This window comes from Actinoplanes sp. NPDC048988 (assembly GCF_043197815.1).
In the GTDB taxonomy this organism is placed as follows: domain Bacteria; phylum Actinomycetota; class Actinomycetes; order Mycobacteriales; family Micromonosporaceae; genus Actinoplanes.
In genome coordinates this window covers 563,565-586,534 of sequence record NZ_JBICTW010000003.1, presented here as the reverse complement: position 1 = coordinate 586,534, position 22,970 = coordinate 563,565, and the positions used below count along the sequence as shown (strand labels likewise).

The 22,970-nt window shown below is 70.9% G+C and carries 25 protein-coding genes; 15 read left to right on the top strand and 10 right to left on the bottom strand.

Going from position 1 to position 22,970, the window contains the following annotated elements:
* The first annotated feature begins 1 nt into the window (after window position 1).
* Genes ACGFJ7_RS13640 through ACGFJ7_RS13630 form a run of 3 tightly spaced genes read left to right on the top strand, consistent with a single transcriptional unit; the run spans window position 2 to window position 3,799 of the window.
* Complete coding sequence (locus tag ACGFJ7_RS13640) at window positions 2-628, top strand: isochorismatase family protein (protein WP_392642335.1); 627 nt, start codon at window positions 2-4, stop codon at window positions 626-628.
* 11 nt (window positions 629-639) lie between these two features.
* Entirely contained in the window at window positions 640-1,899 is a 1,260-nt protein-coding gene (locus tag ACGFJ7_RS13635; protein WP_360258117.1) for a SidA/IucD/PvdA family monooxygenase, read from the top strand.
* A 7-nt stretch (window positions 1,900-1,906) separates the two neighbouring features.
* Window positions 1,907-3,799 (top strand): ATP-binding protein, encoded by a 1,893-nt coding sequence (locus ACGFJ7_RS13630; protein WP_360258114.1) that lies wholly within the window; start codon window positions 1,907-1,909, stop codon window positions 3,797-3,799.
* A 13-nt stretch (window positions 3,800-3,812) separates the two neighbouring features.
* On the opposite strand, the gene ACGFJ7_RS13625 is transcribed toward ACGFJ7_RS13630, so the two are convergent.
* Both ACGFJ7_RS13625 and ACGFJ7_RS13620 read right to left on the bottom strand, forming a co-directional pair.
* Window positions 3,813-4,292, bottom strand: coding sequence for a hypothetical protein (locus ACGFJ7_RS13625; protein WP_392642334.1), 480 nt, complete (start codon window positions 4,290-4,292; stop codon window positions 3,813-3,815).
* Window positions 4,293-4,378: 86 nt separating this feature from the next.
* On the bottom strand, window positions 4,379-5,296 hold the full coding sequence (locus tag ACGFJ7_RS13620; RefSeq protein ID WP_392642333.1) for an S-4TM family putative pore-forming effector: 918 nt from the start codon (window positions 5,294-5,296) through the stop codon (window positions 4,379-4,381).
* Window positions 5,297-5,389: 93 nt separating this feature from the next.
* Between ACGFJ7_RS13620 and ACGFJ7_RS13615 the strand changes: the two genes are divergently transcribed.
* The 5 genes from ACGFJ7_RS13615 to ACGFJ7_RS13595 all read left to right on the top strand — a co-directional run bounded on the left by ACGFJ7_RS13615 (window position 5,390) and on the right by ACGFJ7_RS13595 (window position 9,534).
* The gene (locus ACGFJ7_RS13615) at window positions 5,390-6,550 is read left to right on the top strand and encodes a hypothetical protein (RefSeq protein WP_392642332.1); all 1,161 of its coding nucleotides are present in this window, start codon (window positions 5,390-5,392) and stop codon (window positions 6,548-6,550) included.
* A 73-nt stretch (window positions 6,551-6,623) separates the two neighbouring features.
* Window positions 6,624-7,079 (top strand): GNAT family N-acetyltransferase, encoded by a 456-nt coding sequence (locus tag ACGFJ7_RS13610; protein WP_360258105.1) that lies wholly within the window; start codon window positions 6,624-6,626, stop codon window positions 7,077-7,079.
* Window positions 7,080-7,333: 254 nt separating this feature from the next.
* Window positions 7,334-7,573 carry a hypothetical protein gene (locus ACGFJ7_RS13605; RefSeq protein WP_392642331.1) on the top strand — a complete coding sequence of 80 codons (240 nt, stop codon included), beginning with the start codon at window positions 7,334-7,336 and terminating at the stop codon, window positions 7,571-7,573.
* Between the two features lie 58 nt (window positions 7,574-7,631).
* On the top strand, window positions 7,632-8,306 hold the full coding sequence (locus ACGFJ7_RS13600; RefSeq protein ID WP_392642330.1) for a TetR/AcrR family transcriptional regulator C-terminal domain-containing protein: 675 nt from the start codon (window positions 7,632-7,634) through the stop codon (window positions 8,304-8,306).
* Window positions 8,307-8,403: 97 nt separating this feature from the next.
* The gene (locus ACGFJ7_RS13595; protein WP_360258096.1) at window positions 8,404-9,534 is read left to right on the top strand and encodes an NAD(P)/FAD-dependent oxidoreductase; all 1,131 of its coding nucleotides are present in this window, start codon (window positions 8,404-8,406) and stop codon (window positions 9,532-9,534) included.
* Here ACGFJ7_RS13595 and ACGFJ7_RS13590 read toward each other — a convergent pair.
* A complete protein-coding gene (locus ACGFJ7_RS13590; RefSeq protein WP_360258094.1) occupies window positions 9,531-10,463 on the bottom strand; it encodes an AbfB domain-containing protein in 933 nt (310 codons plus the stop codon). The genes ACGFJ7_RS13595 and ACGFJ7_RS13590 overlap by 4 nt on opposite strands.
* A gap of 171 nt (window positions 10,464-10,634) precedes the next feature.
* Between ACGFJ7_RS13590 and ACGFJ7_RS13585 the strand changes: the two genes are divergently transcribed.
* The gene (locus ACGFJ7_RS13585) at window positions 10,635-11,642 is read left to right on the top strand and encodes a hypothetical protein (RefSeq protein WP_392642329.1); all 1,008 of its coding nucleotides are present in this window, start codon (window positions 10,635-10,637) and stop codon (window positions 11,640-11,642) included.
* Here the strand turns inward: ACGFJ7_RS13585 and ACGFJ7_RS13580 are convergent.
* Together ACGFJ7_RS13580 and ACGFJ7_RS13575 are read right to left on the bottom strand one after the other, a co-directional pair.
* On the bottom strand, window positions 11,639-13,198 hold the full coding sequence (locus ACGFJ7_RS13580) for an alpha/beta fold hydrolase (protein ID WP_392642328.1): 1,560 nt from the start codon (window positions 13,196-13,198) through the stop codon (window positions 11,639-11,641). The genes ACGFJ7_RS13585 and ACGFJ7_RS13580 overlap by 4 nt on opposite strands.
* Complete coding sequence (locus ACGFJ7_RS13575) at window positions 13,198-13,833, bottom strand: class I SAM-dependent methyltransferase (protein ID WP_360258087.1); 636 nt, start codon at window positions 13,831-13,833, stop codon at window positions 13,198-13,200. The genes ACGFJ7_RS13580 and ACGFJ7_RS13575 overlap by 1 nt, the downstream gene beginning before the upstream one ends.
* Before the next feature lie 315 nt (window positions 13,834-14,148).
* Here ACGFJ7_RS13575 and ACGFJ7_RS13570 point away from each other — a divergent pair, with 315 nt between their 5' ends.
* The gene (locus ACGFJ7_RS13570; RefSeq protein ID WP_392642327.1) at window positions 14,149-15,159 is read left to right on the top strand and encodes an aldo/keto reductase; all 1,011 of its coding nucleotides are present in this window, start codon (window positions 14,149-14,151) and stop codon (window positions 15,157-15,159) included.
* A 15-nt stretch (window positions 15,160-15,174) separates the two neighbouring features.
* Here the strand turns inward: ACGFJ7_RS13570 and ACGFJ7_RS13565 are convergent, their stop codons facing one another.
* Window positions 15,175-16,314, bottom strand: a complete 1,140-nt coding sequence (locus ACGFJ7_RS13565; RefSeq protein WP_360258082.1) for a lipase family protein — start codon at window positions 16,312-16,314, stop codon at window positions 15,175-15,177.
* A 357-nt stretch (window positions 16,315-16,671) separates the two neighbouring features.
* On the opposite strand from ACGFJ7_RS13565, the gene ACGFJ7_RS13560 reads away from it, so the two are divergent.
* Together ACGFJ7_RS13560 and ACGFJ7_RS13555 are read left to right on the top strand one after the other, a co-directional pair.
* The gene (locus tag ACGFJ7_RS13560; RefSeq protein WP_392642326.1) at window positions 16,672-17,433 is read left to right on the top strand and encodes a hypothetical protein; all 762 of its coding nucleotides are present in this window, start codon (window positions 16,672-16,674) and stop codon (window positions 17,431-17,433) included.
* The gene (locus ACGFJ7_RS13555) at window positions 17,394-17,597 is read left to right on the top strand and encodes a hypothetical protein (RefSeq protein WP_392642325.1); all 204 of its coding nucleotides are present in this window, start codon (window positions 17,394-17,396) and stop codon (window positions 17,595-17,597) included. The genes ACGFJ7_RS13560 and ACGFJ7_RS13555 overlap by 40 nt, the downstream gene beginning before the upstream one ends.
* Here the strand turns inward: ACGFJ7_RS13555 and ACGFJ7_RS13550 are convergent.
* Window positions 17,594-18,145, bottom strand: a complete 552-nt coding sequence (locus ACGFJ7_RS13550) for an ATP-binding protein (protein WP_360258078.1) — start codon at window positions 18,143-18,145, stop codon at window positions 17,594-17,596. The genes ACGFJ7_RS13555 and ACGFJ7_RS13550 overlap by 4 nt on opposite strands.
* Window positions 18,146-19,210, bottom strand: coding sequence for a M20/M25/M40 family metallo-hydrolase (locus ACGFJ7_RS13545; protein WP_392642324.1), 1,065 nt, complete (start codon window positions 19,208-19,210; stop codon window positions 18,146-18,148).
* Between the two features lie 108 nt (window positions 19,211-19,318).
* Here ACGFJ7_RS13545 and ACGFJ7_RS13540 point away from each other — a divergent pair, with 108 nt between their 5' ends.
* The 3 genes from ACGFJ7_RS13540 to menC are packed head-to-tail and all read left to right on the top strand — an operon-like array spanning window position 19,319 to window position 21,677.
* The gene (locus ACGFJ7_RS13540) at window positions 19,319-19,957 is read left to right on the top strand and encodes a GNAT family N-acetyltransferase (RefSeq protein ID WP_392642323.1); all 639 of its coding nucleotides are present in this window, start codon (window positions 19,319-19,321) and stop codon (window positions 19,955-19,957) included.
* Window positions 19,954-20,565, top strand: coding sequence for an SIS domain-containing protein (locus tag ACGFJ7_RS13535; protein WP_360258072.1), 612 nt, complete (start codon window positions 19,954-19,956; stop codon window positions 20,563-20,565). The genes ACGFJ7_RS13540 and ACGFJ7_RS13535 overlap by 4 nt, the downstream gene beginning before the upstream one ends.
* A complete protein-coding gene (menC, locus tag ACGFJ7_RS13530; protein WP_392642322.1) occupies window positions 20,562-21,677 on the top strand; it encodes an o-succinylbenzoate synthase in 1,116 nt (371 codons plus the stop codon). Before ACGFJ7_RS13535 ends, menC begins: the two co-directional genes overlap by 4 nt.
* Here menC and ACGFJ7_RS13525 read toward each other — a convergent pair.
* Both ACGFJ7_RS13525 and ACGFJ7_RS13520 read right to left on the bottom strand, forming a co-directional pair.
* Entirely contained in the window at window positions 21,657-22,304 is a 648-nt protein-coding gene (locus tag ACGFJ7_RS13525; RefSeq protein WP_392642321.1) for an arylamine N-acetyltransferase, read from the bottom strand. The two genes, menC and ACGFJ7_RS13525, sit on opposite strands and share 21 nt — an antisense overlap.
* 12 nt (window positions 22,305-22,316) lie before the next feature.
* The gene (locus ACGFJ7_RS13520; protein ID WP_392642320.1) at window positions 22,317-22,937 is read right to left on the bottom strand and encodes a hypothetical protein; all 621 of its coding nucleotides are present in this window, start codon (window positions 22,935-22,937) and stop codon (window positions 22,317-22,319) included.
* Window positions 22,938-22,970: the final 33 nt, after the last annotated feature.

The following is a 22,970-nucleotide window of genomic DNA, read 5'->3' as shown; positions in this document are numbered from 1 at the left end:
CATGCTCCCGCGCATCACCCCGTACCCCCTCCCCACCGGTTTCTCCGTGCACAACGCCCGCGTCGGCTGGCAACCGGACCCGAACCGGGCCGCCCTGCTCGTGCACGACATGCAGAACTACTTCCTGGCCCCGTTCGGCACGGCCGACCACGCCCTCCTGGCCCGGGTCGTCGACAACATCGCGGCGCTGCGCAAGCACGCCCACGAGGCCGGCATGCCGGTCGTCTTCTCGGCCCAGCCCGGCGGGCAGAGCCTCGCCGAACGCGGTCTGCTGCAGGACTTCTGGGGCGACGGGCCGCCGCCGTCGGAGAGCGCGCTGGCCATCACCGACGCCCTCACGCCCGGCCCGGGCGACGTCCGGATCACCAAGCGCCGCTACAGCGCCTTCGTCGGCACCCCCCTGGCCGACCTGCTCGACGGACGCGACCAGCTCATCGTCACCGGGGTCTACGCGCACATCGGCGTGCTCGCCACCACCCTCGACGCGTTCATGCGCGACATCCAGCCGTTCGTCGTCGCCGACGCCGTCGCCGACTTCAGCCCCGCCCACCACCGCGACGCGCTGCGGCACGTCGCCGACCGGTGCGGTGTGGTCGGCACGGCCTCCGAGATCGCCACCTTCCTCTGAAAGGCAAAGACATGTTGGTGTACGACCTCGTCGGCATCGGCTTCGGCCCGTCGAACCTGGCGCTGGCCATCGCCGTCGAAGAACACGACACCCCGCTGAACGCGGTCTTCCTGGAGAAGCAGGAGGATTTCGGGTGGCACCGGGGGATGCTCTTCGAGGACGCCACCATGCAGGTGTCGTTCCTCAAGGACCTGGTCACCATGCGCAACCCGGCCAGCGACTTCAGCTTCGTGTCGTACCTGCACGCCCACGACCGCCTCGCCGAGTTCATCAACTTCAAGTCGATGTACCCGCTGCGCGTCGAGTTCCACGACTACTTCGCGTGGGCCGCCCGCCGGGTGGGCCACCTGGTCCGCTACGGCCACACGGTGACCGACGTGGTGCCCGTCCACGACGAGAACGGTGAGGCGTGGGCGGTCGACGTGATCAGCCCGCGCGGCACCTTCCGGGCCCGCAACGTCGTCGTGGCGGTCGGCCTGGAATCGAGCCTGCCGCCCGACGTCACCCCCGGGCCGCGCGTCTGGCACAACCTCGATTTGCTCCATCGGGTGGCGTCCTTCGACGTGCCGCAACCGCAACGCTTCATCGTCGTCGGCGCCGGGCAGAGCGCCGCGGAATCGGTCGCCTACCTGCATTCCCGCTACCCCACGGCCGAGGTCGACAGCGTTTTCTTCCGGTACGGCTACAGTCCCGCCGACGACAGCAGCTTCGCCAACCAGATCTTCGACCCGGCCGCCGTCGACCTGTACTACGACGCCCCGGCCGACGTGAAACGGATGCTGTTCGACTACCACCGCAACACGAACTACTCGGTGGTCGACGGCGACCTCATCGAGGAGCTGTACCGCCGTACGTACCGGGAAAGGGTCCTGGGCCGTGACCGTCTCCGCATGAGGCGCGCCTCCCGCATCGCCGGCCTGACGCCACGCGCCGACGGCGTGACCGCCGTGGTCGAGCACCTGCCCACCGGCGAGCTCACCACCCTGGAGGCCGACGCCATCGTCTACGCCACCGGCTACCGCCCGGTCGACGTGACCCGGCTGCTGGGCACCGCGGGCAAGCACTGCCTGCGCGACGAGGAGGACCTGCTGCGCGCCGGCCGCGACTACCGCCTGCTCACCGACCCGGATCTCAAGGCCGGCGTCTACCTGCAGGGCGGAACCGAACACGCGCACGGGATAACGGCCACCCTGCTCTCGGCCGGCGCCGTCCGGGCCGGCGAGATCCTCGCCTCGGTCGCCACCTCAACTGCGGCGCCCGGCGGCCGATAGGACGAACGTGCCGGAGCAGCTGTACCTGCTCGCGAACCTGGTCATCATGGTCGCCTACGCGGGGATCATGGTGGCCATCGTGGTGCCCGTGAGCCGGGCGGGACAGCTGCGCACGAACCGGCTGGCCCTGGCCACCGCGCTCATCTTCTTCAGCTGCGCGATCGGGCACGGTCTGCACGCGTGGTCGGTGTACCGGGCGATCCTCGACCACTCGGGCCACCTGCCGGGCTGGCCGCTCGCCGTGTGGGACGCCCTGACCGCCGGGGTCGGTGTCTACTACTGGTCGCTGCGCCGCAGCTACGGCGTCCTGCTCGGCGGGGGCTCCATGTACGTCTCGCCGGGCGAGCAGAGCCGCCTGGCCGAGGCTCGCTCGACGCTGGCGGCCGTGGTCGAGTACACCGACGACGCCATCATCGGCCTCGGCCTGGACGGGCGGGTGACCGCCTGGAACGGCGGCGCCGAGCGGCTGTTCGGCTACCGCGCCGACGAGATCGTCGGCCGGCCGGCTTCCCTGCTGACCGACGACGCCGGCCTCGCTCGGCAGACGGAGGTGCGGGAACGCATCGCCGCCGGCGAACGTGGCGTCTACTACGAGGCCCGGCGCCTGCACAAGGACGGCACGCCGGTCGAGGTCTCGCTGAACGTGGCCCCGATCCGCGACAACCTCGGCCGGGTCACCGGTGTCTCGGTGGTGGCCCGCGACATCCGCCAGGCCCGGGAGGCGGCCGAGCGGCAGCGCGCCCTCGAGGAGCGCACCCATCAGGCCCAGCGGATGGAGAGCCTGGGCAAGCTGGCCGGCGGCATCGCCCACGACTTCAACAACATCCTGGCCATCATCGTGAACTACACCGAGTTCGCCATCGAGGAGAGCGCCGGCCATCCCGGCGTCCAGGCCGACCTGAACCATGTGCGCACGGCGGCCGACCGGGCCATGGGGCTGACCCGGCAGCTGCTCACCTTCACTCGCGGCGACACGGTGCAGCCGCAGGACGTCGACCTCAACCGGGCCTTGGCCGAGGTGCGCGACATGCTGGAACGCACCATCGGCGAGCACATCACCCTGGCCGCCCGCCCCGGGGAGCAGCCGGTCATCGTGCGCGCCGACCCCGGCCAGCTCCAGCAGATCCTGCTCAACCTGGCCCTCAACGCCCGCGACGCGATGCCCGACGGCGGCGCGCTCGTGCTGGAGGCCGGCACCGCCGAGCTCGACGGCGACGAGGTGAAGATGCAGCCGGCCCTGCCCGCCGGCCGCTACGCCCGCCTTCAGGTCAGCGACACCGGCGAGGGCATGCCGCCCGAGGTGGTCCAGCGCATCTTCGAGCCGTTCTTCACCACGAAACCCCGGGGCCGGGGTACGGGGCTGGGCCTGTCGACGGTCTACGGCATCGTCACCGAGGCCGGTGGCGCCCTGAACGTCTACTCCGAGCCCGGCGTGGGCACCACCTTCCGCATCTATCTCCCGCTGGCCGCCGACTCCGCCGGCGCGGCGGTGACCGTACGGCCGGCGGCCCCGCCATCGGGCGACGGCCGCACCATCCTGGTCGTCGAGGACGAGATCGACCTGGCCCGGGTGGTGACCCGCATCCTGACCGCCGCCGGATACCATGTGCTGCTGGCCGACAGTGCCCCGCACGCCCTGGAACTGTTCGCCGACAAGGGCTGCGACGCCCTGCTGACCGACGTCATCATGCCGGAGATGTCCGGCCCCCGCCTGGCCGAGCTCCTGCACGAACGCGACCCCGCCCTCCCGGTCGTCTACATGTCCGGATACAGCAACGGCCTGCTCGGCGAGACGAGGGTCCTCGACCCCGGCATCCCCTTCGTCGAAAAGCCCTTCACCCGTCAGGACCTCCTGCACAAAGTCCACGACGCGCTGCCGGCCGCCCGCGTGTCGCCGTAGCGTTCTTCGAGGCCTACGACCATTGGCGTACGGTCGCCACGGCCTCCGCGAAGGCGGCGGGCGCCTCCTGCGGCAGGTTGTGGCCGGCGGCGACCAGACGGTGCTCGTGCCGGGCGCTGAACATGGAGGCGTGCCCGGCGGTGCCGCCGGGCTTCAGGATGTCGGTGGCGCCGTCCAGGGTCACCGCCGGCACCGTGATCTTCGGGCGCGCGGCGAGGCGGGCCTCGAGGTCCTCGTAGGCCGGATCGCCGGCGGCCCGGCCGAGCGCGTGCCGGTAGGCGTGGACGACGACGTCGACGAAGTCGGGATTGCCGAACGAGGGGGCGGTCCGGGCGAACGTCGCCTCGTCGAAGGCCCACTCGAGCACCGGGACGACCTCGTCGTAGGCGTGCGCGTCGTAGGGAAACCCGTGCGACAGGACGACCGGCCAGCCGCCGGCCGGCCCGTCCTCGAGATAGGCGACGGACAGCACACCGGCATCGACACTCTTCATGACCACACCATACGAACCCGGCTCGGCTCAGACGCGCGACACCGCCGCCGACACGTCACCGGGCCCGACCGGGACCGACCTCTCCGTCATGGCGCCGGCGACAGCGTGGCCAGAGCGTCGGCCACGCCGCGCGTACACTCGCGGCAATTGAGTTTGTCGCGTTCGTACGACAACCGGTAGAACGGGAACTTCGGCACCCGGGGAGCCCTGTTCCTCGTTCTGAACAAGACGTCCTGAAGTTGCCGGGAAAGTGTCACCAGCGACGCGCGCAGTGCCGGATCCAGGGGCCGTCGAGCAGCTTCCAATATCTGCTTCTCGGCGTAGTCGGCGACGCGTTCCCTCTCCTTGGCGACTGCCAATTGTTGCCGGATCGATTCGAGACCGAACAGCAGACCGCCGAGTGAGGGAACGTACCAGCCGACGAAGATCTGAGCGACCGTGAAGCCGCCCGCAACGCCGACAACGGCCCCGGCGAGGGTCCACGCGCCTATGACGACAGCGACGACGTTGGCGTACCTCCGCCGAACGCGGGCTCCCCACACAAGGTTCGTCAATTGGCGGGCGAGGACGTCGAAGGGCGGATCGAAGGCGGGTACGTCGTCCCAGTCGCTGTCTATGCGTCCTTTCTTGAATTTCCGGCTCAGGGCGCTCCGGTCGGCCGACCTGACCTCCGGCCCGGCGGCGACGTGGTTCCAAGGCAGCCTGAAGGCCTCGACTTCGAACTTCTCCTGCAGCTTCGCGGCCCGTTGAAGTTCGGCGTCCGCCCACCATGTCAATCCGACCGAGTTGATGGCGGCCCAGGCCGCACCGGCAAGGGTTACCCACGTCGCCGGAACCGATCTGATCGTCAATACGGCGCCCGTGACCGCAATGCCCGCTGAAATCAATAGCCGAGCCCCGAAAAGTAGGCGAACCCGTCGATGCGAAATTGACATGGCGCGCAGGGCGCTTTGGCCTTCGCGGCTCACCTGAAGCTTTTTGGTGGGCGGGTCGGGCGAAGACATGGCAGCAGTCTAGGCCATGCCGGCCATGGCGTTCCATACCCGTAAGTGTCAATGTCGTGAATCGCGGAACCCCATTGCTAGAGTTTGACTTTGATGAGCACCTTCGAACAGGTCGGCGGCCTTGATCGGTATCTGAACGACCCGCACGTGACCCGGGCGGTTCGAGCATGGGCACGCGATCAAGGTTTTGTCGCGACGGTGCCGGCGGCGCCTTGGCGCCGGCGAGGCGGAAGTGGTGCGTTGCTCGTCAGGCTCCACATCGTCGTACCGGCCCATGAGCGGCTGTCGGCGGACCTGCTGGTGAAGGTGTGCTCGGCGGGCAGTCCGGCCCGGGAGCCGGCGAACCACCAGCGCGCCTGGCGGGATTCTCCGGTCTTCGCCACCCGGCACCTTTTCCGTCAGATCTACCCGCCGGTCGCCCTGGCCGACGGTCGCGTTCTCATGTTTCTCGATTCGTCGAGCTCCCTCACCGCCGCGGTGACACTGGGGCAGCTGCCGGGCGCCGCCCGTCTGGACGGCGGCGTCGCCACCATCCGTCTGGTGCTCGGCGACTGGAATTCACCCACTTCCCGGGAGCGTCGCACGTCGAGCGTGGAGCAGTTCCTGGCGGCGGAGCTGAGGGGCGTCCTGGATCGCGGCCGATCGGCTTACACCTGGGCGCGAGACGCGGGACTGATCCCCGATGCCCGGGCCGGCGACGTGCGGGCGGGATTGCCTGACCTGGCCCGCCGTTTCCAGTTGACGTCCGAACTGGCGGGGGCGGTGGAATTCCTGGCCGGCCGGTCCCACGGTGACCTGCACGTCGACAACATCATCGTTTCCCGGACACCTGACGGCGAACTCGACTTCGAGGGCATCCGGCTCATTGATCTTTCCGCCTTCGATCCGCGGGCGCCGTTGTCACGAGACGTCGCCGCGTTGCTGCTGTCCCTCATATTTCCGGCCGTGCGGTCCGGCGCTGTCCCGTCCCTTGTCGATGCGCTCACCTCGGCAGCTCCGGCGACGGCCACCCCTCGCACCGCCCTGGAGCGCGTGGTGAACTCCGTTCGCCTCGAAGCTGTCAAGCAGGTCGAAAGCCGGGACCAAGCGATGTTTCACCGCCAATACCTGCTGTCGCTGGTTGCTCAATCGGTCACCTACACGTCGTACGACAACGCGGGGGAGGACGGGCGCCTGTGGTATCTGCGGTTGGGGGCGGCGGCCGCCCATGCCTACCGATCGTTCGGTGCGGGACCGTCCGGTCACCACGCCTGACCCCTCGGGCGCCGCCGTCGTGCATCACGAGCGCGGATCGAACGAGCGTTGTGGGGTCGGTAGGTTGTCGGGCATGGGGACTGTCCGGCTGGTGCCGATGACTCAGGAGCAGTACGGGCCGTGGCGGGTCGAGGCGGAGGCGCACTATGCGCGCAGCGCGGCCTCCTCGGGCCGGTCGGCGGAAGAGTCGGTGCGGGACGCGGCCGAGACGTATGCGCGGCTGCTTCCGGAAGGGCTTGCCACCGCCGGAAATCATTTGTGGTTCGCCTACGACGGTGACCGTCGGGTCGGGTTCCTCTGGGTGAAGGTCGAGCGGGACACCGCCTTCGTCCACAACGTCGCTGTCGAGGCGGACCTGCGTCGGCGGGGATACGGGCGGGCGATCATGGTGGCGGCCGAGCGGTGGTGTCACGACAACGGGCTGAGCCGGATCGGGCTGCACGTCTTCGCGCACAACGCCGGTGCGCGGGCTCTCTACGAACAGCTGGGGTTCAGCGAGACCGGGCGCAACATGGCCAAGAACCTGTGACGGGCCGATGGGGTGCCGCTGGGCCCGGCCGCGTGAGCTACGGGTGCCGCGAAGGTGTGGTCCGTACGGGAAATCGCAGCGAAAGAGTTGCACGTACCGCTACCGTCGCAGTCCTGATGATCTTCCGTTCGCGGTAACGGCAGCTGCCGCGCGCGGAGCGGGCGAATCGTCCGGGAGACCACCCGAGAGCTGGATGACCGGCCGGCTCAGGGGGTCGCCCGGGCGATTCGTTAAGCCACCGGCGGGACGCCGGCATGGGTCGCCCGCAGATGCTGCTGGTGGCGTTCGCGCTGATCGACGCCATCGGCGGCGCCATTCCGGCCGCCAAGACGCTGGACCTGGGCGGGCACGCCCTCCCATCCCTGGGCGCTGGCGCGGGCTTCGATTCTCCAAGGATGGGCGCGCCGCCGACTTCGGGCGTTCCTGAGTCGTGCGCGGCGCTGGGCTCAGGCGTTCCTAGGCGGGATGAGGTCCCTGATCTGGATCTCACGTGAGACCGGCGTCTCCTCCTGAGGCGGTGCTTTTGACGAACGCGTTCGCTACGATCGTGTTATGAGTCCTCGTCGTGTTCCGGTCAGCCGGCGTGATCGGCCCGCCAAGCCGGCGCTCAGCCGGGAAGGCATGGTGGCGGTTGCTCTGCGGGTCATGCGGGAGGAAGGCCTGGAGCGGCTGACCATGCGTCGGCTGGCCGCGGAGCTTGATACCGGGCCTGCCTCTCTTTACGTGTACGTGCGGAATACCGCCGAGCTGCACGGGGCGATCCTGGACGAGCTCGTCGCCGGGCTCGAGCAACCCGCCGGAGGGCCGTGGCAGGAGCGGCTCGTCGGGCTGCTCACCGCCTACAGCGATCTGCTGTTCGCCCATCCGGGGCTGGCCCGTTCGGTGCTGACGCTGCGGCCGTCCGGGCCGCACTATCTGCGGCTGATCGACACGTTGCTCGGCTTGCTGCTCGCGGGTGGGCTGCCCGAACGGCAGGCCGCGTGGGGGGTCGACATCCTGTTGCAGCAGGCGACGGCCACGGCCGCCGAGCAGACCGGGCGCGACGAGTCGGCCGACGCGGACGCCGAGGAGCAGGATCTGGCGGTCGCGGTCGCCGAGGCCCGGCCGGACGAGTACCCCCATCTGGCGCGCGTCCGCGACGAGATCCTGTCCGGCACCGGCGAGCAGCGCCGGCGCTGGGCGTTCGAAACGCTCATCGACGGCCTCGGCCCCACTCGAGAGGGCTGAATCCACGGACGCTGAATTCGGCAGAACGACGCAGTTCCGTATACCCGGCGCGAACGTGTTCGTTGCGAACGCGTTCTACCAATCATCGGAGGGCACTATGAACATCGCCATCGTCGGAGCTGGACTGGGTGGATTGACCCTGGCTCGGGTTCTGCACCTGCACGGGATCGCCGCCACCGTCTACGAGCTGGACGCCTCGGCGGCAGCCCGGACCCAGGGCGGCATGCTCGACATCCACGACTACAACGGGCAGGTCGCGTTGCGCGACGCGGGGCTCTTCGAGCAGTTTCAGGCGATCATTCATGAGGGCGGGCAGGCGATGCGCGTGCTCGACAAGCGCAACACCGTGCTCATGGAGGAGTCGGACGAGCAGAGCGCCGGCAACCGCCCCGAGGTCGACCGGGGACAGCTGCGGCAGCTTCTGCTCGACTCGCTGCCGGACGGCACCGTCCAGTGGGGCCGGAAGGTCACCGCCGCTACGCCGTTGGGTGATGGGCGGCACGAGCTGCGCTTCGCCGGGGGCGAGGTGGTCACCACCGATCTGCTGGTCGGTGCCGACGGCGCGTGGTCGCGGATCCGGCCGTTGCTGTCGGGGGCGCAACCGGCGTACACGGGAATCTCGTTCGTCGAAGTCGACCATCGTGAGGTGGACCCCGTGCCGGCCTCGGTGGTCGGCGGCGGGATGCTGTTCGCGCTGGCGCCGGGCAAGGGCTTTCTGGCCCACAAGGAGGCCGACGGCAGCCTGCACGTCTACGTCGCGCTCACGACGCCGAAGGACTGGGTCGAGCGGACCGACTGGGCCGACGCCGGCCGCGGCAAGGCCGTGCTGCTGGACGAGTTCGCCGACTGGGCGCCGGAGCTGCGGTCGCTGATCAGCGACGCGGACGGGGCTCTCGTCCCGCGGACCATCAACGCGCTGCCGGTCGGGCACCGCTGGGATCGGATTCCGGGGGTGACCCTGCTCGGCGACGCCGCGCACGTGATGTCGCCGTTCGCCGGTGAGGGCGCGAACCTGGCCATGGTCGACGGGGCCGAGCTCGGCAAGGCCCTCGCGGCCCGTCCGGATGACATCGAGGGAGCGCTTGCGGCGTACGAGAAGGAACTCTTCGAGCGCAGCGAGGCCGTCGCCCAGGAGTCGGCCGACAGCCTCGAGCTGATCTTCGACGACAACGCGCCGCGGTCGCTGGTCGACATGTTCACCAGCTTCGGCGAGGCGGGAAGCGACTAGGGATTCCGTACGACGAAGGCCGTGGCCTGGCCGGGGGAGACCTGGGCCAGGCGAACGCCGCGGCCGTCGGCGACCAGGACGTGAGTGGGGTAATTGGTCGCGGCGAAGATGAATGCCGGGCCGGTGGGCTTCGGGCAGAATGTGGCGTCCTGCTGGAACAATGGTGAACCGTCCTGCCGGTCCAGGCGCAGGATGAAGTCACGATGGCGCAAGAAATAGCCCGGATAGTTAACTGATTCCAAAGAGACGCAGCCCTGCCCGTTCAAACCATTGCGGACGGTGAAACGGGAACTGTCGCGGTCGGCTTCGGAGCGGAGAACCTCGAGCCGGGCGAGGAAGTCGCGGTGGCGCAGCCGGCGTCCCGACCGGTCGGCGGCCTCGAGCGCGACCCGCGCCCCGGGTACCAGGGCCGGAGCCGGAGGCGGCGGGGGCGACGACGGCTTCGGCGGCGGGGGCGTCGTCGTGGCCCGCTCGACCGGCTTGGTCGTCGTCCGGACCGGGGTGGTCGGCGGCGGCACGAACGTCGGCGGCGGAGGCGGCGACAGCGTCGGCTCGGGCCGGATCGACACCGGCGCGGCCGGCGAGAACGAGGGCACGACGAGCAGAGCCGCTGGTGGCGGCGTGGGCTCGTCGCCGCCGCCGACCGTGAGGGCGACGAGGCCGGCGGCCACGATCACGACGGCGGTGACGCCGGCCAGCAGTACGCGCCGCGGTGATCCGCCGCTCAGCGTGCTGACGAGAGAGTGCCGCGGCGGGTTGGCGCCGAGCAGGGTCAGCAGCCGGCGCTGAAGGTCGCCCGCCGCGCCCGGGGACGGCGTGGTCAACGGCGGAACCGGCCGCGGGGAGGGTGCGGAGCCGGGGCCGGAGGCGTCGCGATAGGGGCCCCAACCGCCGACACGCAGACCCTCGTCCCTATCATCTTCGGTCATCAGAATTCCGCTCCGAGGGCGCGCGCTAAGACTTTCTTAAGCTGTCGAAAAGGCATTCTTACGGCGAAGGACGCCAATGGCAAGATTCTTCACGCGTTCGATCGTGATCGAACTATCCGGGGCCGGTGTCCGTACTCCGGGCTGACGGCGCCCGCACGAGGAGACGACGCCATGGACGGTCCTGGCCCGCAGCAGCCCACACTGGACGACACCGCCGGATGGCCGAAGATCTCGGACTACTGGCCGGACACCAGGAAGGATGAGGACGACGAGGGTGACGGCGAGAAGCCGTACCCCCCGAAGCGGAAACCGCCGCGCCTGGCCCTCGTGGCCGGCGCGGTCGTGGCCGTCGTGCTGGTCGTGGTCACCGGCGTGGTGCTGTTGCGCATGGCCACGACGTCCGACCGGCCGCCCGCCGCCGCGCCGCCCGCCCCCGCCACCGGCCCGGAGATCGTGGTGCCGTCGCCCAACCCGCCGGTGTCGATCGAGCCGGCGCCCGCCTCACCCACCCCCGGCGCGACCACCACCGCCGCCCCGTCCTCACCGGCGGCCACCTCGAAGGCGCCGTCGTCGCCGGCGGTCACCGATCCGGGGCCGGCCTTCCCGGCGGGGACGTTCGTGCTGGCCGGCGGCATGCGGGAGCTCAACGTGTCGGTCGGCCGGCCGCCCACCAACGGCATCGCCCGCGTGCACACGCCCGACGACAGCAGCGTGACCCCGGACGCGACGCTCAAGGGCACCACGCTGACCCTGACCACCAAGGCCAACGACAAGAAGGGCGAGGCCGTCGTCGACGTCGTGCTCGACGAGCGGATCGCCTGGACCATCAAGACCACCCATGGGGTACGCCGGGCCACGTTCGCCATGGCCGAGGGGCGCGTGGGCGCGTTCGACCTCCAGGGTGGCGCCAACAGCTTCGAGATGACGCTGCCGCGGCAGGACGCGGAGATCCCGCTGCGCATGTCGGGCGGCGTGAACAGCTGGAAGATCCGTACCGAGGGATCGTTTCCGGTCAAGCTGATCGTCGCCAAGGGCGTGGGGGAGTCGAAGCTCAACGGTGACCGCGACCAGGATCTGGCACCCGGCGACACCCGCCGCGCCGGCGGGGACGACTCCTCGGGCGGCCTGAAAATCGACGCGGTGGGAGGGATCGGCACGCTGGACGTGGCGCCGTTCTAAGCGCCGACGAAACCGGCGATCTCGTCGACGACGCGGTCCAGGTCGGCCGCGTCAGGCAGGTGGTAGCGGCCCTCCAGCGCGATCAGCCGCGCGCCGGGCAGACCCGCGGCGAGCTGCCGGCCCCCGTCGAACGGGATCACCCGGTCGCCACGGTAGTGCAGCACGAGCGCCGGCACCGTGATCCCGGGCAGCAGATCGCCGACGTCCGCCTCGTACGCGGCCTCCAGGTAGGCGGCCGCCACCTCCCGGTCGGCCGAGTCGCGCAGCACCTCGGCCAGGTGCTGGGCGGCGTGGTCACTCGCGCCGGGCCGGTAAAGGTCGGCGAAGACCTTCGAACCCAGACCCCAGTGGGTACGGATCATGGCGACCAGCGCGGCGTTCAGCTCCGGGCGCCGGAAAGTCGCGGGCCCGTCCGCGTACGTGCCGACGAAGACCAGACGGTCGACGAGCTCGGGGTGGGCGGCGGCCAGAGCCACGGCCAGCGGGCCGGCCTCCGACATGGCCAAGACGTTTGCGGGTACGCCGATCCGCCTGACCACCGCGAGAAGCTCCGCGGCCGACGCCTCGAGCCCGAAGTCGCCGACCGGGCCCCGGGACAATCCCGTGCCGTACCGGTCGAACAGCGTCAGCGCGCACCGGCCGGCCAGCCGCTCCAGCAGACTCGACCGGGGATCGCGCCCGGCCGCGATCACGTCGAGGGCCGACACCCAGCCCGGCAACGCCACCAGCGGTGGGCCCTCCCCGAGGGTGGCGGTGGCGATCGAGTACCCGCCCGGCACGGAGAGATACACGGCGCGCAGCCGCGACAACGGCGGCGCCGAACCCACCTCGCGGGGCAGGTCGTGGCGCAGCACCCGCAGGTGCGTGTCGCGGATCGCGGCGGCCGGCTCCAAGCCGAGCTCACCGGCCAGCCGCGCGGTGTAGTCGCGGTAGCTGTCCAGGGCCTCGGCGTGCCGGCCGAGCGCGTACAGGGTGCGCAGCAACAGATCGCGGGCCTGCTCGCGCAGCGGATGGGCGGCCACGAACGCCTCCAGGCCCGGCAGCGACTGGGCGGCCCGCCCGGCCCCGAGCAGCGCGCGATGCCACTGCTCGGTCGCGTGCAGGCGCGCCTCACCGAGCCGGATGGCCTCCAGCCGGGCGATCTCCGAGTCGGCGACCTCGGCGTACGGCTCGCCGCCCCACAACCGCAGGGCCTCCTCCAGCAGCGGGGCGGCGGCGGCCGGCGGCTCCCGGGCGGCCCGGGCCACCAGGTCGTCGAAGCGGGCGGCGTCCACGTCACCCGGGCCCAGCCGCAGCACGTAGCCGGGTGACTCGGTGACCAGCCGGGTGTCGGCGGGCAGCGCGCGGCGCAGCCGGGACACCTGACTGTGCAGCGCCGCCGCCGGATCGGCCGGCAGCTGCCCGCCCCAGATCAGCTCGGCCAGCCGGTCGGCCGCGACGGTACGCCCGGCCCGGGCCAGCAGCGCGGCGAGCAGCGCCCGCTGCCGGTCGCCGAGCGGGATCGGGGTGCCGTCCGCGGCGTACGCCCGCACCGCGCCGAGCACCCCGAACCGCATCAGCGCACCGCCACGCCGGCGATCTGCGTGTTGATCGGCAGGAACACCGACCGCAGCCGATAACGCGACACGGACAGGCGGGCGAACCCGGCGGCGCCCAGCAGCCCTTCGGTGTCGCGGCTGACCTCACATCCTTCGAAGAACCACCGCCACGGCTTGGCGACGGCCCGTTGCAGCCGGTCGTAGCCGCTGCCGGAGTCGGCGCCCACATGCTCGACGAAGATCAGCCGCCCGCCGGGCCGCAGAATCCGCGCGATCTCACGGAGCGCCGCGGCCGGATCGGGCACAGTGCACAGCACGAGGGTGCTGACGGCGGCCTCGGCCTCGCCGTCGCCGAGCCCGGTGTGCTCGGCCCCGGCCGCCCGCAGATCGACGGTGACGCCGCGGCGGCGGGCGTTGGCCAGCAGGGGCTCGTGCATGTACGGGTTCGGCTCGATCGCGATCAGCCGCGTACCGGGCCGGTAATGCCGCAAGTTGGCCCCGGTACCGGGCCCGATCTCGACCACGGTGTCGGGCAGCGCGGCGAAAAGCTCCCGCTTGCGCTGGCCGAACAGCAAATCCGCGTACCCGTCGACGCTCCGGAAAACAGCGGCGTTGAGCCGCCCGCGCACCGGGTGCGCGGTGAACTCGGTCATCGCGTCACCTCCGCGCATCCACGGTAGTGACGCATCCGGCCGCGGCGGTCGTAGTGACGCGACCCGGACTCGAATCGGAAGACGTACATCGGAACTCCTTGTCCTCGCCGATGCCGCCGACCCTGCCCCGCGCCCCTGTCACCCGGCGGTCATCCCACTGTCGCCCGCCTGCCGTGACCAGTTCCCCATCGTCGGTGACCCCGCCCTCGACTGCCCAGCCGCGCCCGAGGCCGGCGTGTGGAAGTAGTGCCGGCACGAACCGTACCGCCGAACGGGGTTGACCTCGAGTGTGCTCGAGGTCCTAGCGTTCTCGGCATGCAGACGATCGAATTGGGCCGTACCGGGCAGCAGGTGAGCCGGCTGGCGCTGGGGGCCATGCAGATGGGCAACGCCACCGACGAGAAGGACTCGTTCCGCATTCTCGATCGGTACTTCGAGGTCGGCGGGTCCTTCATGGACACCGCGAACTGCTACGAGTGGTGGGCTCGCCGGGACAGCCGGGGCGGGGAGAGCGAAGAGCTGCTCGGGCGCTGGATGCGGCAGGGCAACCGGCGGGACGAGGTGTTCCTGGCGACCAAGGCCACGGCGCTGCCGCGCTACTCGCCGGATCTGTGGGCGGCGGACGGCACGGCCAACTGGGAGCTGGCCCGCCGTACCTTCGAGGGCGCGGGGGCGCAGACGCTGCGCCACGCGCTCGACGGGAGCCTGAAGCGGCTGGGCACCGACCACGTCGACCTGTTCTACGTGCACGTCGACGACCGGAACACGCCGCTCGAGGAAACCCTGGAGGCCCTGGCCGGCCTGGTGCGGTCGGGCAAGGTGCGTCACCTGGGCTGGTCCAACGTACGCACGTGGCGGCTCGAACGGATCCGCGGGTTGTGCCGGGCCAACGGGTGGCCGCTGCCGGTGGCCGTCCAGCAGCAGCACTCGTATCTGCGGCCGAACCCCGGCGCCGACAGCGCCTCCATCGTCGACGGGGAGCAGCTCGACTACCTGCGCGAACACGACGATCAGACGCTGGTGGCGTACTCGCCGATCCTGAAAGGCATCTACGACTCGGCGGAGAAGCGGGCCGAGCACTGGGTGTTCAGCTCGTACGGCGGGCCGGACACCGAGGCCCGGCTGGCCGCGCTGCTCGAGGTGGCCGACGAGGCCGGCGTCACCCCGAACCAGCTGGTGCTGGCCTGGCTGATGCACCAGAGCTCGCCGCGAGTGCTGCCGCTGATCGGGCCGCGCACGCCGGAACAGTTCGAGGACATGCTGCCCGCGCTGGACGTGAAGCTCAGCGACGATCAGCTGACCCGCCTCGACACCGCCGGGGTCTGACCGCTCGCCGGTCCGTCAGCGGAGACGGTCGGCGATCCAGTCGGCGACCGTCTCCGTGGAGGCGAACACGGCGCCGTCGTGGGTCTGGCCGGGCAGCTTGTCGTAGCGGACCGGGCGGTAGTCGTCGAGCTGGTCCACGAGGATGTCGGTCACGGGGGCCGGCACGGCCTCGTCGGCGGTGCCCTGCACGATCAGGACGGGGGCGCTGGGCGCGGTCCGGGCCGGGTTGTCGTACTGGGCCAGCTTGGTCACCCAGGCGGCCGGAAGCTGGCCGCCGTCGAGCAATTGGGTGGCGGTCAGCGGCGCGAAAGCGGCCAGGATCTCGTTGAGGCAGCCGGTCTCCAGCACGCCGGCCCGCTGGCGGGCGGGCGCGGCGAGCACGTCGGCCGGGCGGAACGAAGGCTCGACGGCGTTGAGGCCGTACAGACCCATGACCAGATATCCCTGCCCGGGCGTGCCGGGGATCTGCGGGGCGAGGACGTCGACGTTGGAGACGGGGGCGATGGCGGCGGTGCCGCGCAGTTGAAGGTCGCCGTCGTACGAAGGGGCGAGCTGGTTGGCGAACAGGGCGCCCTGGCCGCCTTGGGAATGGCCGTCGATCGCGTAGCGCGTACCCAGGGAAGGGTTGAGCCGGCGGGCGGCGCGGACGCTGTCGATGAGGGAACGGCCCTCGCCGGCGCCGATCAGGTATGGGTGCGGCTGTGCGGTGCCGAGGCCGGGATAGTCGGGGGCGGCCACGGTCCAGCCGCGGCTGAGAAGTTCGGCGACGGCGGCGCGGGCCTCGGGCCAGAAGACGTCCTGGTGGGCCGAGGGCGCGCAGCGGTCGGCGAGCCCGGTCGTGCCGTGCGCCCAGACGACGACGTGATCCTTGCGGTTGGTACGCGGGGTCAGCACCAGGCCGGTGGCGGGGACGCGCCGGCCCCGGACGTCGGTGGTCACATACTTCACGAACCGTCCGGTGGCGGCGGCCAGCTCCTTGGGCAGGGCGGCGGGCGAGGAACTGATCACGCTTCCGGGCTGATCGTCCCCGCTCAGCTGAGCAGCGCTCGGCGCCGGAGTGACCGCAGGCGCCGCTTCGGCGGCGGTGCTGGCGGGGACGATGGCGCCGCTACCGATCAGCAGCGACGCTGCCAGCAGACGGTGGACTCTCCTCATGCGTACTCCCCGGGCCGTGGCGACGTGACGCTGAGGACGTTAGAGGCGACGAACCGGAAATGTCGGCAATGTACCTCGATCGCCGCACGCCGAAAACCCGATCAGGTGACGGCGAAGGCCCCGGCGCGACGGCGATCGACCTGTTGCCGCTGCTCGACTGGGACGCGCCGCGCGCGGCAAACCCGGCGATGGACCCGTCTGGACGGCGACGGCGACGTGGCGGTCGAGGGCCGGCTCACTCACCCAGCACGAAGCGGTGCTGGACGCCTCGGTGGTCTCCACATCCAGACCCTGGACTGACACGCGCGTTGTCGGCCCGCTGACACATCCCTTAATCGCCGGCCGGAGGGGCGGACCATGAGGGAGCCCGGTGCGTCGATCGGTGAAGGGGCGGCGAAGATGTCCACACCCGCCCCCGCCGGCCCCTCACCGTCGGAAGATCCCGCGCCTCGGGCCGATCGTGATCTGGTGACAAGATGTCTGGTCACCTTCGAGGGCCAATTCCGCACAGGCGGCCTGGGAACGCTGTGCTACGGATATGACACCCGATATCGCCAAAAAGCCAGACGGGTAGCGGCTACCCTGGCTGCTGCCCTCCTCACCTATCAAACGATCCAGATCATGCGAGGCCATCAACTAGAGCCGCTCTTGGTCTACAGTCTGTCGGTAGGCATAGCAGCCGCAGCACAAGAAGCCTATCCGGGAATTATTACGCGCCCGTGGCGTACGAAGAGGGCATCCACTCTGGGATGGGCCGGGATTTACTTTGTCGCGTTCGTCATCGCGGGCTGGGTCTTCGGAGGCTTTCGTACGGGGATTGTCATAGCCGTGACAACTGCGGTCGCGTGGCCCGCCATGGCCCTCGTCGCTACTGCCGTTCCGCTTCTGCTGCATGTCGCGGGTTCCATCCGATTTGGCCTCATCGGAAGCCTGGAGAGAATGCTCCAAGTATTTCCCACGCTCTTCGCGGCCACGCTGATCATTTTCGTGACGGAGGACGCGTGGAAATTGCTCGGGCAGATGTCGAAGGCGGGACTGGTCCTCACGCTCGGACTGTTCGCCATTCTCGCAGGGAGCTGGTGTGTCTCTCGGCGGTCCTGGGCGCCTTCGCGGGCCTGACCTTCGCGGCCGCCCCGCGAGGGCGCCGCGCTCCCGAGTCCGACTCGCCGGAACTGATCGCGGCGCAGGAGCTCGAGGGCGTAGAGCGGCTCATCGCCACCCGCGCCTACTACCAGAGCGGCGCCGCCCAGATCGGAAAACTTCCATACAGCCGTTTTCCCTAGATCTCCAGAGTGGCCGCCAACAGGTCGTAGGTTTCCCGCACCGCCCCGGTGGTGCTCGGCACCACAACCGTGCCTGGGCGCAGGCGTACGACCTCGATCAGGTTGTCGTACATGGCTTTCAGCGCGGCCGCGCCGCCGGCCCGCTCGATGAGGCGGTGGTGGTGGCGGATCCACGGGTCGCCGGTTTCCTGAGCGCGGCGCTCGAACCGCTCGATGGCCGCCTCCCGGTCGGTGAGCAGGACCACCTCGCGGAAGCCGGCCCCGTGCCGGTGGGCCAGCTGCTCGAACTCGGCGATCCGGTCGAGGTCGGCTGCGTACTGGGGCAGGATGACATCGTGGCCGCCCGTCAGGTGGGTCGCCGCCATCGCCCAGACCAGGGACCACACGGCCGGCCAGGTGTCGATCTGTTCGTTCTGCCAGCCGCCGACCAGGCGGTGCACGGCGTCGACGTCGAGGTTCAGCGTGCCGGGGCTGCTGTCCGCGTAGCGGGCGGCCAGGGTGGACTTGCCGATGCCCGGTGGGCCGTTCAGGTGGATCAGCCTGGCCATCTACCAGCCTCCGATCAGGGCTTCGAGCAGGGCGACGCGCTCGGCGATGCCGGCCGCCGACACCCATTCGTGGCGGGCGTGGGCGCCTCCGCCGCGCGGGGCCAGGCCGTCGACCGTGGGTATGCCCTGGGCGCCCGTCGTGTTGGTGTCGGCGGCGCCGTCGGCGGGGCGGCCGTCCAAGGACTGGCCGATGGTGGCGGCGACCTCGGCTACGCGGGCGAGCAGGGCCGCACCGGCCTCGTTCGGGCGCCAGGTGGCGCGGTGGGCCAGCAGGGTGCTTCGGACACGGGCCCTCTCGCGTACGGGAACCAGGTCTGTCAAGGCTTGCAGGACGGCCTCCTCGTTGTCCGGGTCGAGGAAGCGCAGGCCCAGGTCGGCGTGGGCGTGGCCGGCGACCACGTTGGTGCGGCCGCCGCCCTCGATCGTGCCGACGTTGAGCAGGACCGGGCGGGGGCGGACGAACTCGCGGACGCGCAGGAGCTGGTCGAGGAGTTCGTCGATGGCGTTGACGCCGGCGTCGGGGTCGAGGGCGGCGTGGGACTCGATCCCGGTCACCTCGATCCGGGCCCGCGTGCTGCCGCGACGGCCGGTCTTGAGGGCGCCGTCGGGGTGTGGCGGCTCCATCCCGAACACGGCCGCCGCCTTCGCGGCCTCCGAGCGGACCAGGCCGGTAGCGGTGGGGGAGCCGATCTCCTCGTCCGCGACCACGAGCACCCGGATCTCGGGCCCGTCGTGACCGGCTCGCGAGGCGGCGGCCAGCAGCGCCGCGAGGCCGGACTTGGTGTCGTACACCCCGGGGCCCTTGATGGTGTCGTCCTCGACCAGCCAGGGCATGTCGCGCAGCGTGCCCACCGGCCAGACGGTGTCGTAGTGGCTCAGGAACAGCAGCGGGCGGCCCGCGCGGCCGGGCCGGGACCAGAGCAGATGGCCGTCCTCACGGCCGGTGTGGAAGCCGGCGCGGGCGGCGTCGGCCTCGAGCACCTCGGCCAGCGCGTCGAGTGACGCGCGGTCGCCGGTCGGCGTCTCGATCAGCGTGTACCGGCGCAGAGTCTCGATCACGTCCATATATGAACGCTAAGTTGGGGCTGATGCGTTGTCAACGCGGGGAACAGGGTGCATCATGCCGGTTATACGATTCGTATCTTTGCATGAGGGCGCGAGGGGAGTGGCCGGGTGATAGTGGTTCGTGATCTCGCCGGGCTCGGTGAGTGGACGGCGGCCTCGGCGCTCTACCGGTCCGTCTTCGGGTACGAGCAGCCCGAGTTCGGCGTCAGCCCGCGCCTGCTGGCCGCTCTGCGGGAGAACGCCGGCACCGTGATCGGCGCGTTCCGGGACGCCGAGCTCGTCGGTTTCTGTTACGGGTTCAGCGCCGTCGAGGAGGGCGAGCTCTACCACTACTCGCAGGCGGCGGCGGTCGCTCCCGGGCTGCAGGGCACCGGCGTGGGGCGCAAGCTCAAGCAGGCGCAGGCCGAGGCCGCGCGGGCGACGGGAGCGCGGACGATGCGGTGGACCTTCGACCCGTACGCGCTGCGCAACGCTCATTTCAACTTCGCGGTCCTGGGCGCCACGGCGATCCGGTTCCTGCCCGACTACTACGACGACGGCGACTCGGATCGGCTGCTGGTGTCCTGGGACCTCTACCCGGCTAGCGGCGGGAAGACGGAGTCGTCAGTCGTGGTGGCGCCGGTGGCCGATCGGCCGGCCCTGCGGGAGCGGCTGCGGGCCGCGTTCGGCGGTGGGCGGCGGCTCGTCGCCGTGGAAAGACAGGACGACGACCAGGTGGCCTACACCTTCGTACGGGACGTGCCGTGACCACGCCCGCCGAGCGTTTCGACCGCAACGTTCAGCGCCGCTCGGCGCGGGTGCTCAAGCAGCGCGTCCTCGAGCAGCAGCGCGCCGAGTTCGGCAAGGCGCTCGCCTGGGCGGCCGAACACGACGCGATCGAGCGCGCGGCCGCCCGCATCGTCTCGGCCCGGCGGCGCTTCGTGCTGGGCAACGGCAAGTCCCAGGCGTACGCGGCCCTGCTCACCGCCGACCTCAGCGCCGGCCTGTCCGCCGTGCAGCAGGTCGTGCGGCCACTCGACCTGCTCGGCGACATCCGGCAGGGCGATCTGCTCGTCGCCGTCTCCATGGAGCGCTACCGGCGGGACACTGTGGACGTCGCCGCGGCGTACACACGCCATGGGGGTGAATTGATCCTGATCACCGACGCCCCGGACGCGCCGCTGACGAGCGCGGCCGGCACCGCCATCGTCGTCGAGCGGGACAGCGCCTCGTACGCCAACTCGCCGACCTCGATCGTCCTGGCCCTGCACCTGCTGGCCACCCTGACCATCGCCAGCTCCAAGGGCGCGGGCCGCCGCCTGCACGACCGCGACGCCCTGGCCGCGGAGCTCGACCTCTACATGGACGAGACATGACCCGTATCGCCTCCGTTCAGCTGCGCCGCGTCCGCCTGCCGTTGGTGCACGAGTTCCAGACCAGCTCGCACGCCAAGCGTTTCCTCGAGCACATCCTGGTCACGCTGACCGCCTCCGACGGCGCCGTCGGATGGGGTGAGATCGCCTCACCGAGCGGCCCGTTCTACTCGGCCGAGACCGTGGAGTCGTGCTGGGCCGTGGCGCGTGATCACCTGGCGCCGCTGACGTTCAAAACCGATGTGCTTGAGCCGTACGACCTCTCCGACGCGCTGGCCAAAGTTCGCGGCAACCAGTTCGCCCGCGCCGGTTTCGACATGGCCGCCTGGGATCTGACGTCGAGAGCCGCGGGCCGGCCGCTCGCCGCGGCCCTGGGCGGAACGCGGGCGAGGGTCGAGGCGGGGGTCTCCCTCGGCATCGAACCGACCATCGACGCCCTGCTGGAACAGGTCGCCCAGCGGGTCGCCGAGGGCTACCGCCGGGTCAAACTGAAGATCGCCCCCGGCTGGGACGTCGAACCGGTCCGCGCCGTCCGCGCCGCCTTCCCGGCGGTGCCGCTGCACGTCGACGCGAACGGCGTCTACACCCCCGGCGACCTCGGCGTCCTGACGGAGCTGGACGGCCTCGGGCTGTTGATGATCGAGCAGCCGTACGCGCCGCGCGCGCTCGCCGCGCTGGCCGACCTGCAGGATCGCTTGTCCACCCCGGTGTGCCTGGACGAGTCGGTCGAGGAGCTGGACGACCTGCACACCGCGCTGCGCCTGGGTTCCGGCCGCGTGCTGAACATCAAGGTCTCCCGGATGGGCGGCCTGACCGCGGCCGTACGGGCCCACGACCTGGCCCGGGAACACGGCATCCCGGTCTGGTGCGGCGGCATGCACGAGTTCGGTCTCGGCCGCGCCGCGAACGTGGCCCTGAGCGCCCTGCCCGGTTTCACCCTGCCCTCGGACGTGTCCGGCTCCGACAAGTACTACGCCCGCGACGTCACCACCGAGCCCATCCTCAGCGTCGACGGCCTGGTCGAGGTCCCCACGGGCCCCGGCCTCGGCTACGACCCGGACTTGGAGTTCATCACAGCCCACACCAACGACTTCCTAGAGCTGCGCCGCACCTGACCGCTCGTGCGCCGCCGCGAGCCGCCCCCACAGAACGTCCCGCTCGGCGGCGGTGACATCGTCGAGAACGAGCCCGAAGAGGTCGCCCAGCGCGCCGAAGTAGTCGCCCGGCGTCTCCAGAAAACCCCCACGTGGGTCATGGTCGAAGCGCCAGCCCCCGGCTTCGGCCTCGGAGGGGCGAAGGCCGTACGTGAAAGGACCCTGCCGATGGGCGCCGTCGACCAGTGGCAGGGGCCCGTGCAGCCCATCGCCCATACCCAGATCGACCAGCCAGCGCCCGTTCGGCGCCTCCGCCGACGGCAGTCCCGACACGGTGAGCACCAGGTGGTTGCCGTCCGCCCCGGCCGCCCGCCCGGACAGGGACTGCACCCCGCCGACGTGCCGGCTCACCTGGTATCCCAGTGCGTGAAGCAGTGCGGAGAAGGCGCCGTTGAGGTGATAGCAGTACCCGCCGCGCCCCCGCGTGATCCGTTTCACCGACTCTGCCGGGTCCACAGTGGTCGGCCGTCCGAGCCAGATCTCGAGGTTCTCGTACGGGACACGCTCCGCGTGCGCCCGGTGCAGCTCACCCAGTTCCTCGACGCCGGGCCGCCGTCCCGCCATCCGGCCGAGACCCAGCCGGCGCAAATAGGCATCCATCTACTGGGGCGCCGTTTTCGTGGCGGTCCAGACGCCGGCGATGAACAGGGCCGGCACGAGCATGAAGAACACGAAGTTGTCCTCGCGGCCGTCGTTGGCGAGCACGAGGGCCAGGGCGAACGCCGCCCCCACGAGGCCGATCGCCCAGGTGGCGTAGAAGCGGCGGGAGTGGCGGCGCGGAGCGGGCACGTCGGTGACCGTCACGCCCGGGTTGAGCCTGATCCACTCCTTGGCCACCTCGAGCGGCACGCCCGGGATGCGCAGATCTCCCGCCGGGGTGCGGTACGGGTGGAGGTCGGGGCGGCCCCGGCCCTCGACCAGGCTCCACAGCGGGCCGATCAGCGAACCCGCCAGGGCCAGGGTCGAGCCTGCGCTGACGCCGACGGCCAGGAAGGCGATCGACAGCAGCGAGACCGGCAGGGACAGCGGGGCCAGGCGGGCGTGGCGGCGCAGGGCGCGGGCCGTGGCGGCGTCGACGGGCAGGCGCTGGGCCGGCCGGCGGCGGAAGGTCCAGGCGCTCATCGGCACGTCGGCCCACTCGGGGCCGGGGGAGCCGTCGGTGACGGCCAGGGCGGGCATCCGCACGTCGGCGACCAGCGCGGCGGGAACGACGAGATCCATGGTCGGTTCAGGGTAGCCATGCGGCGCCGGCGC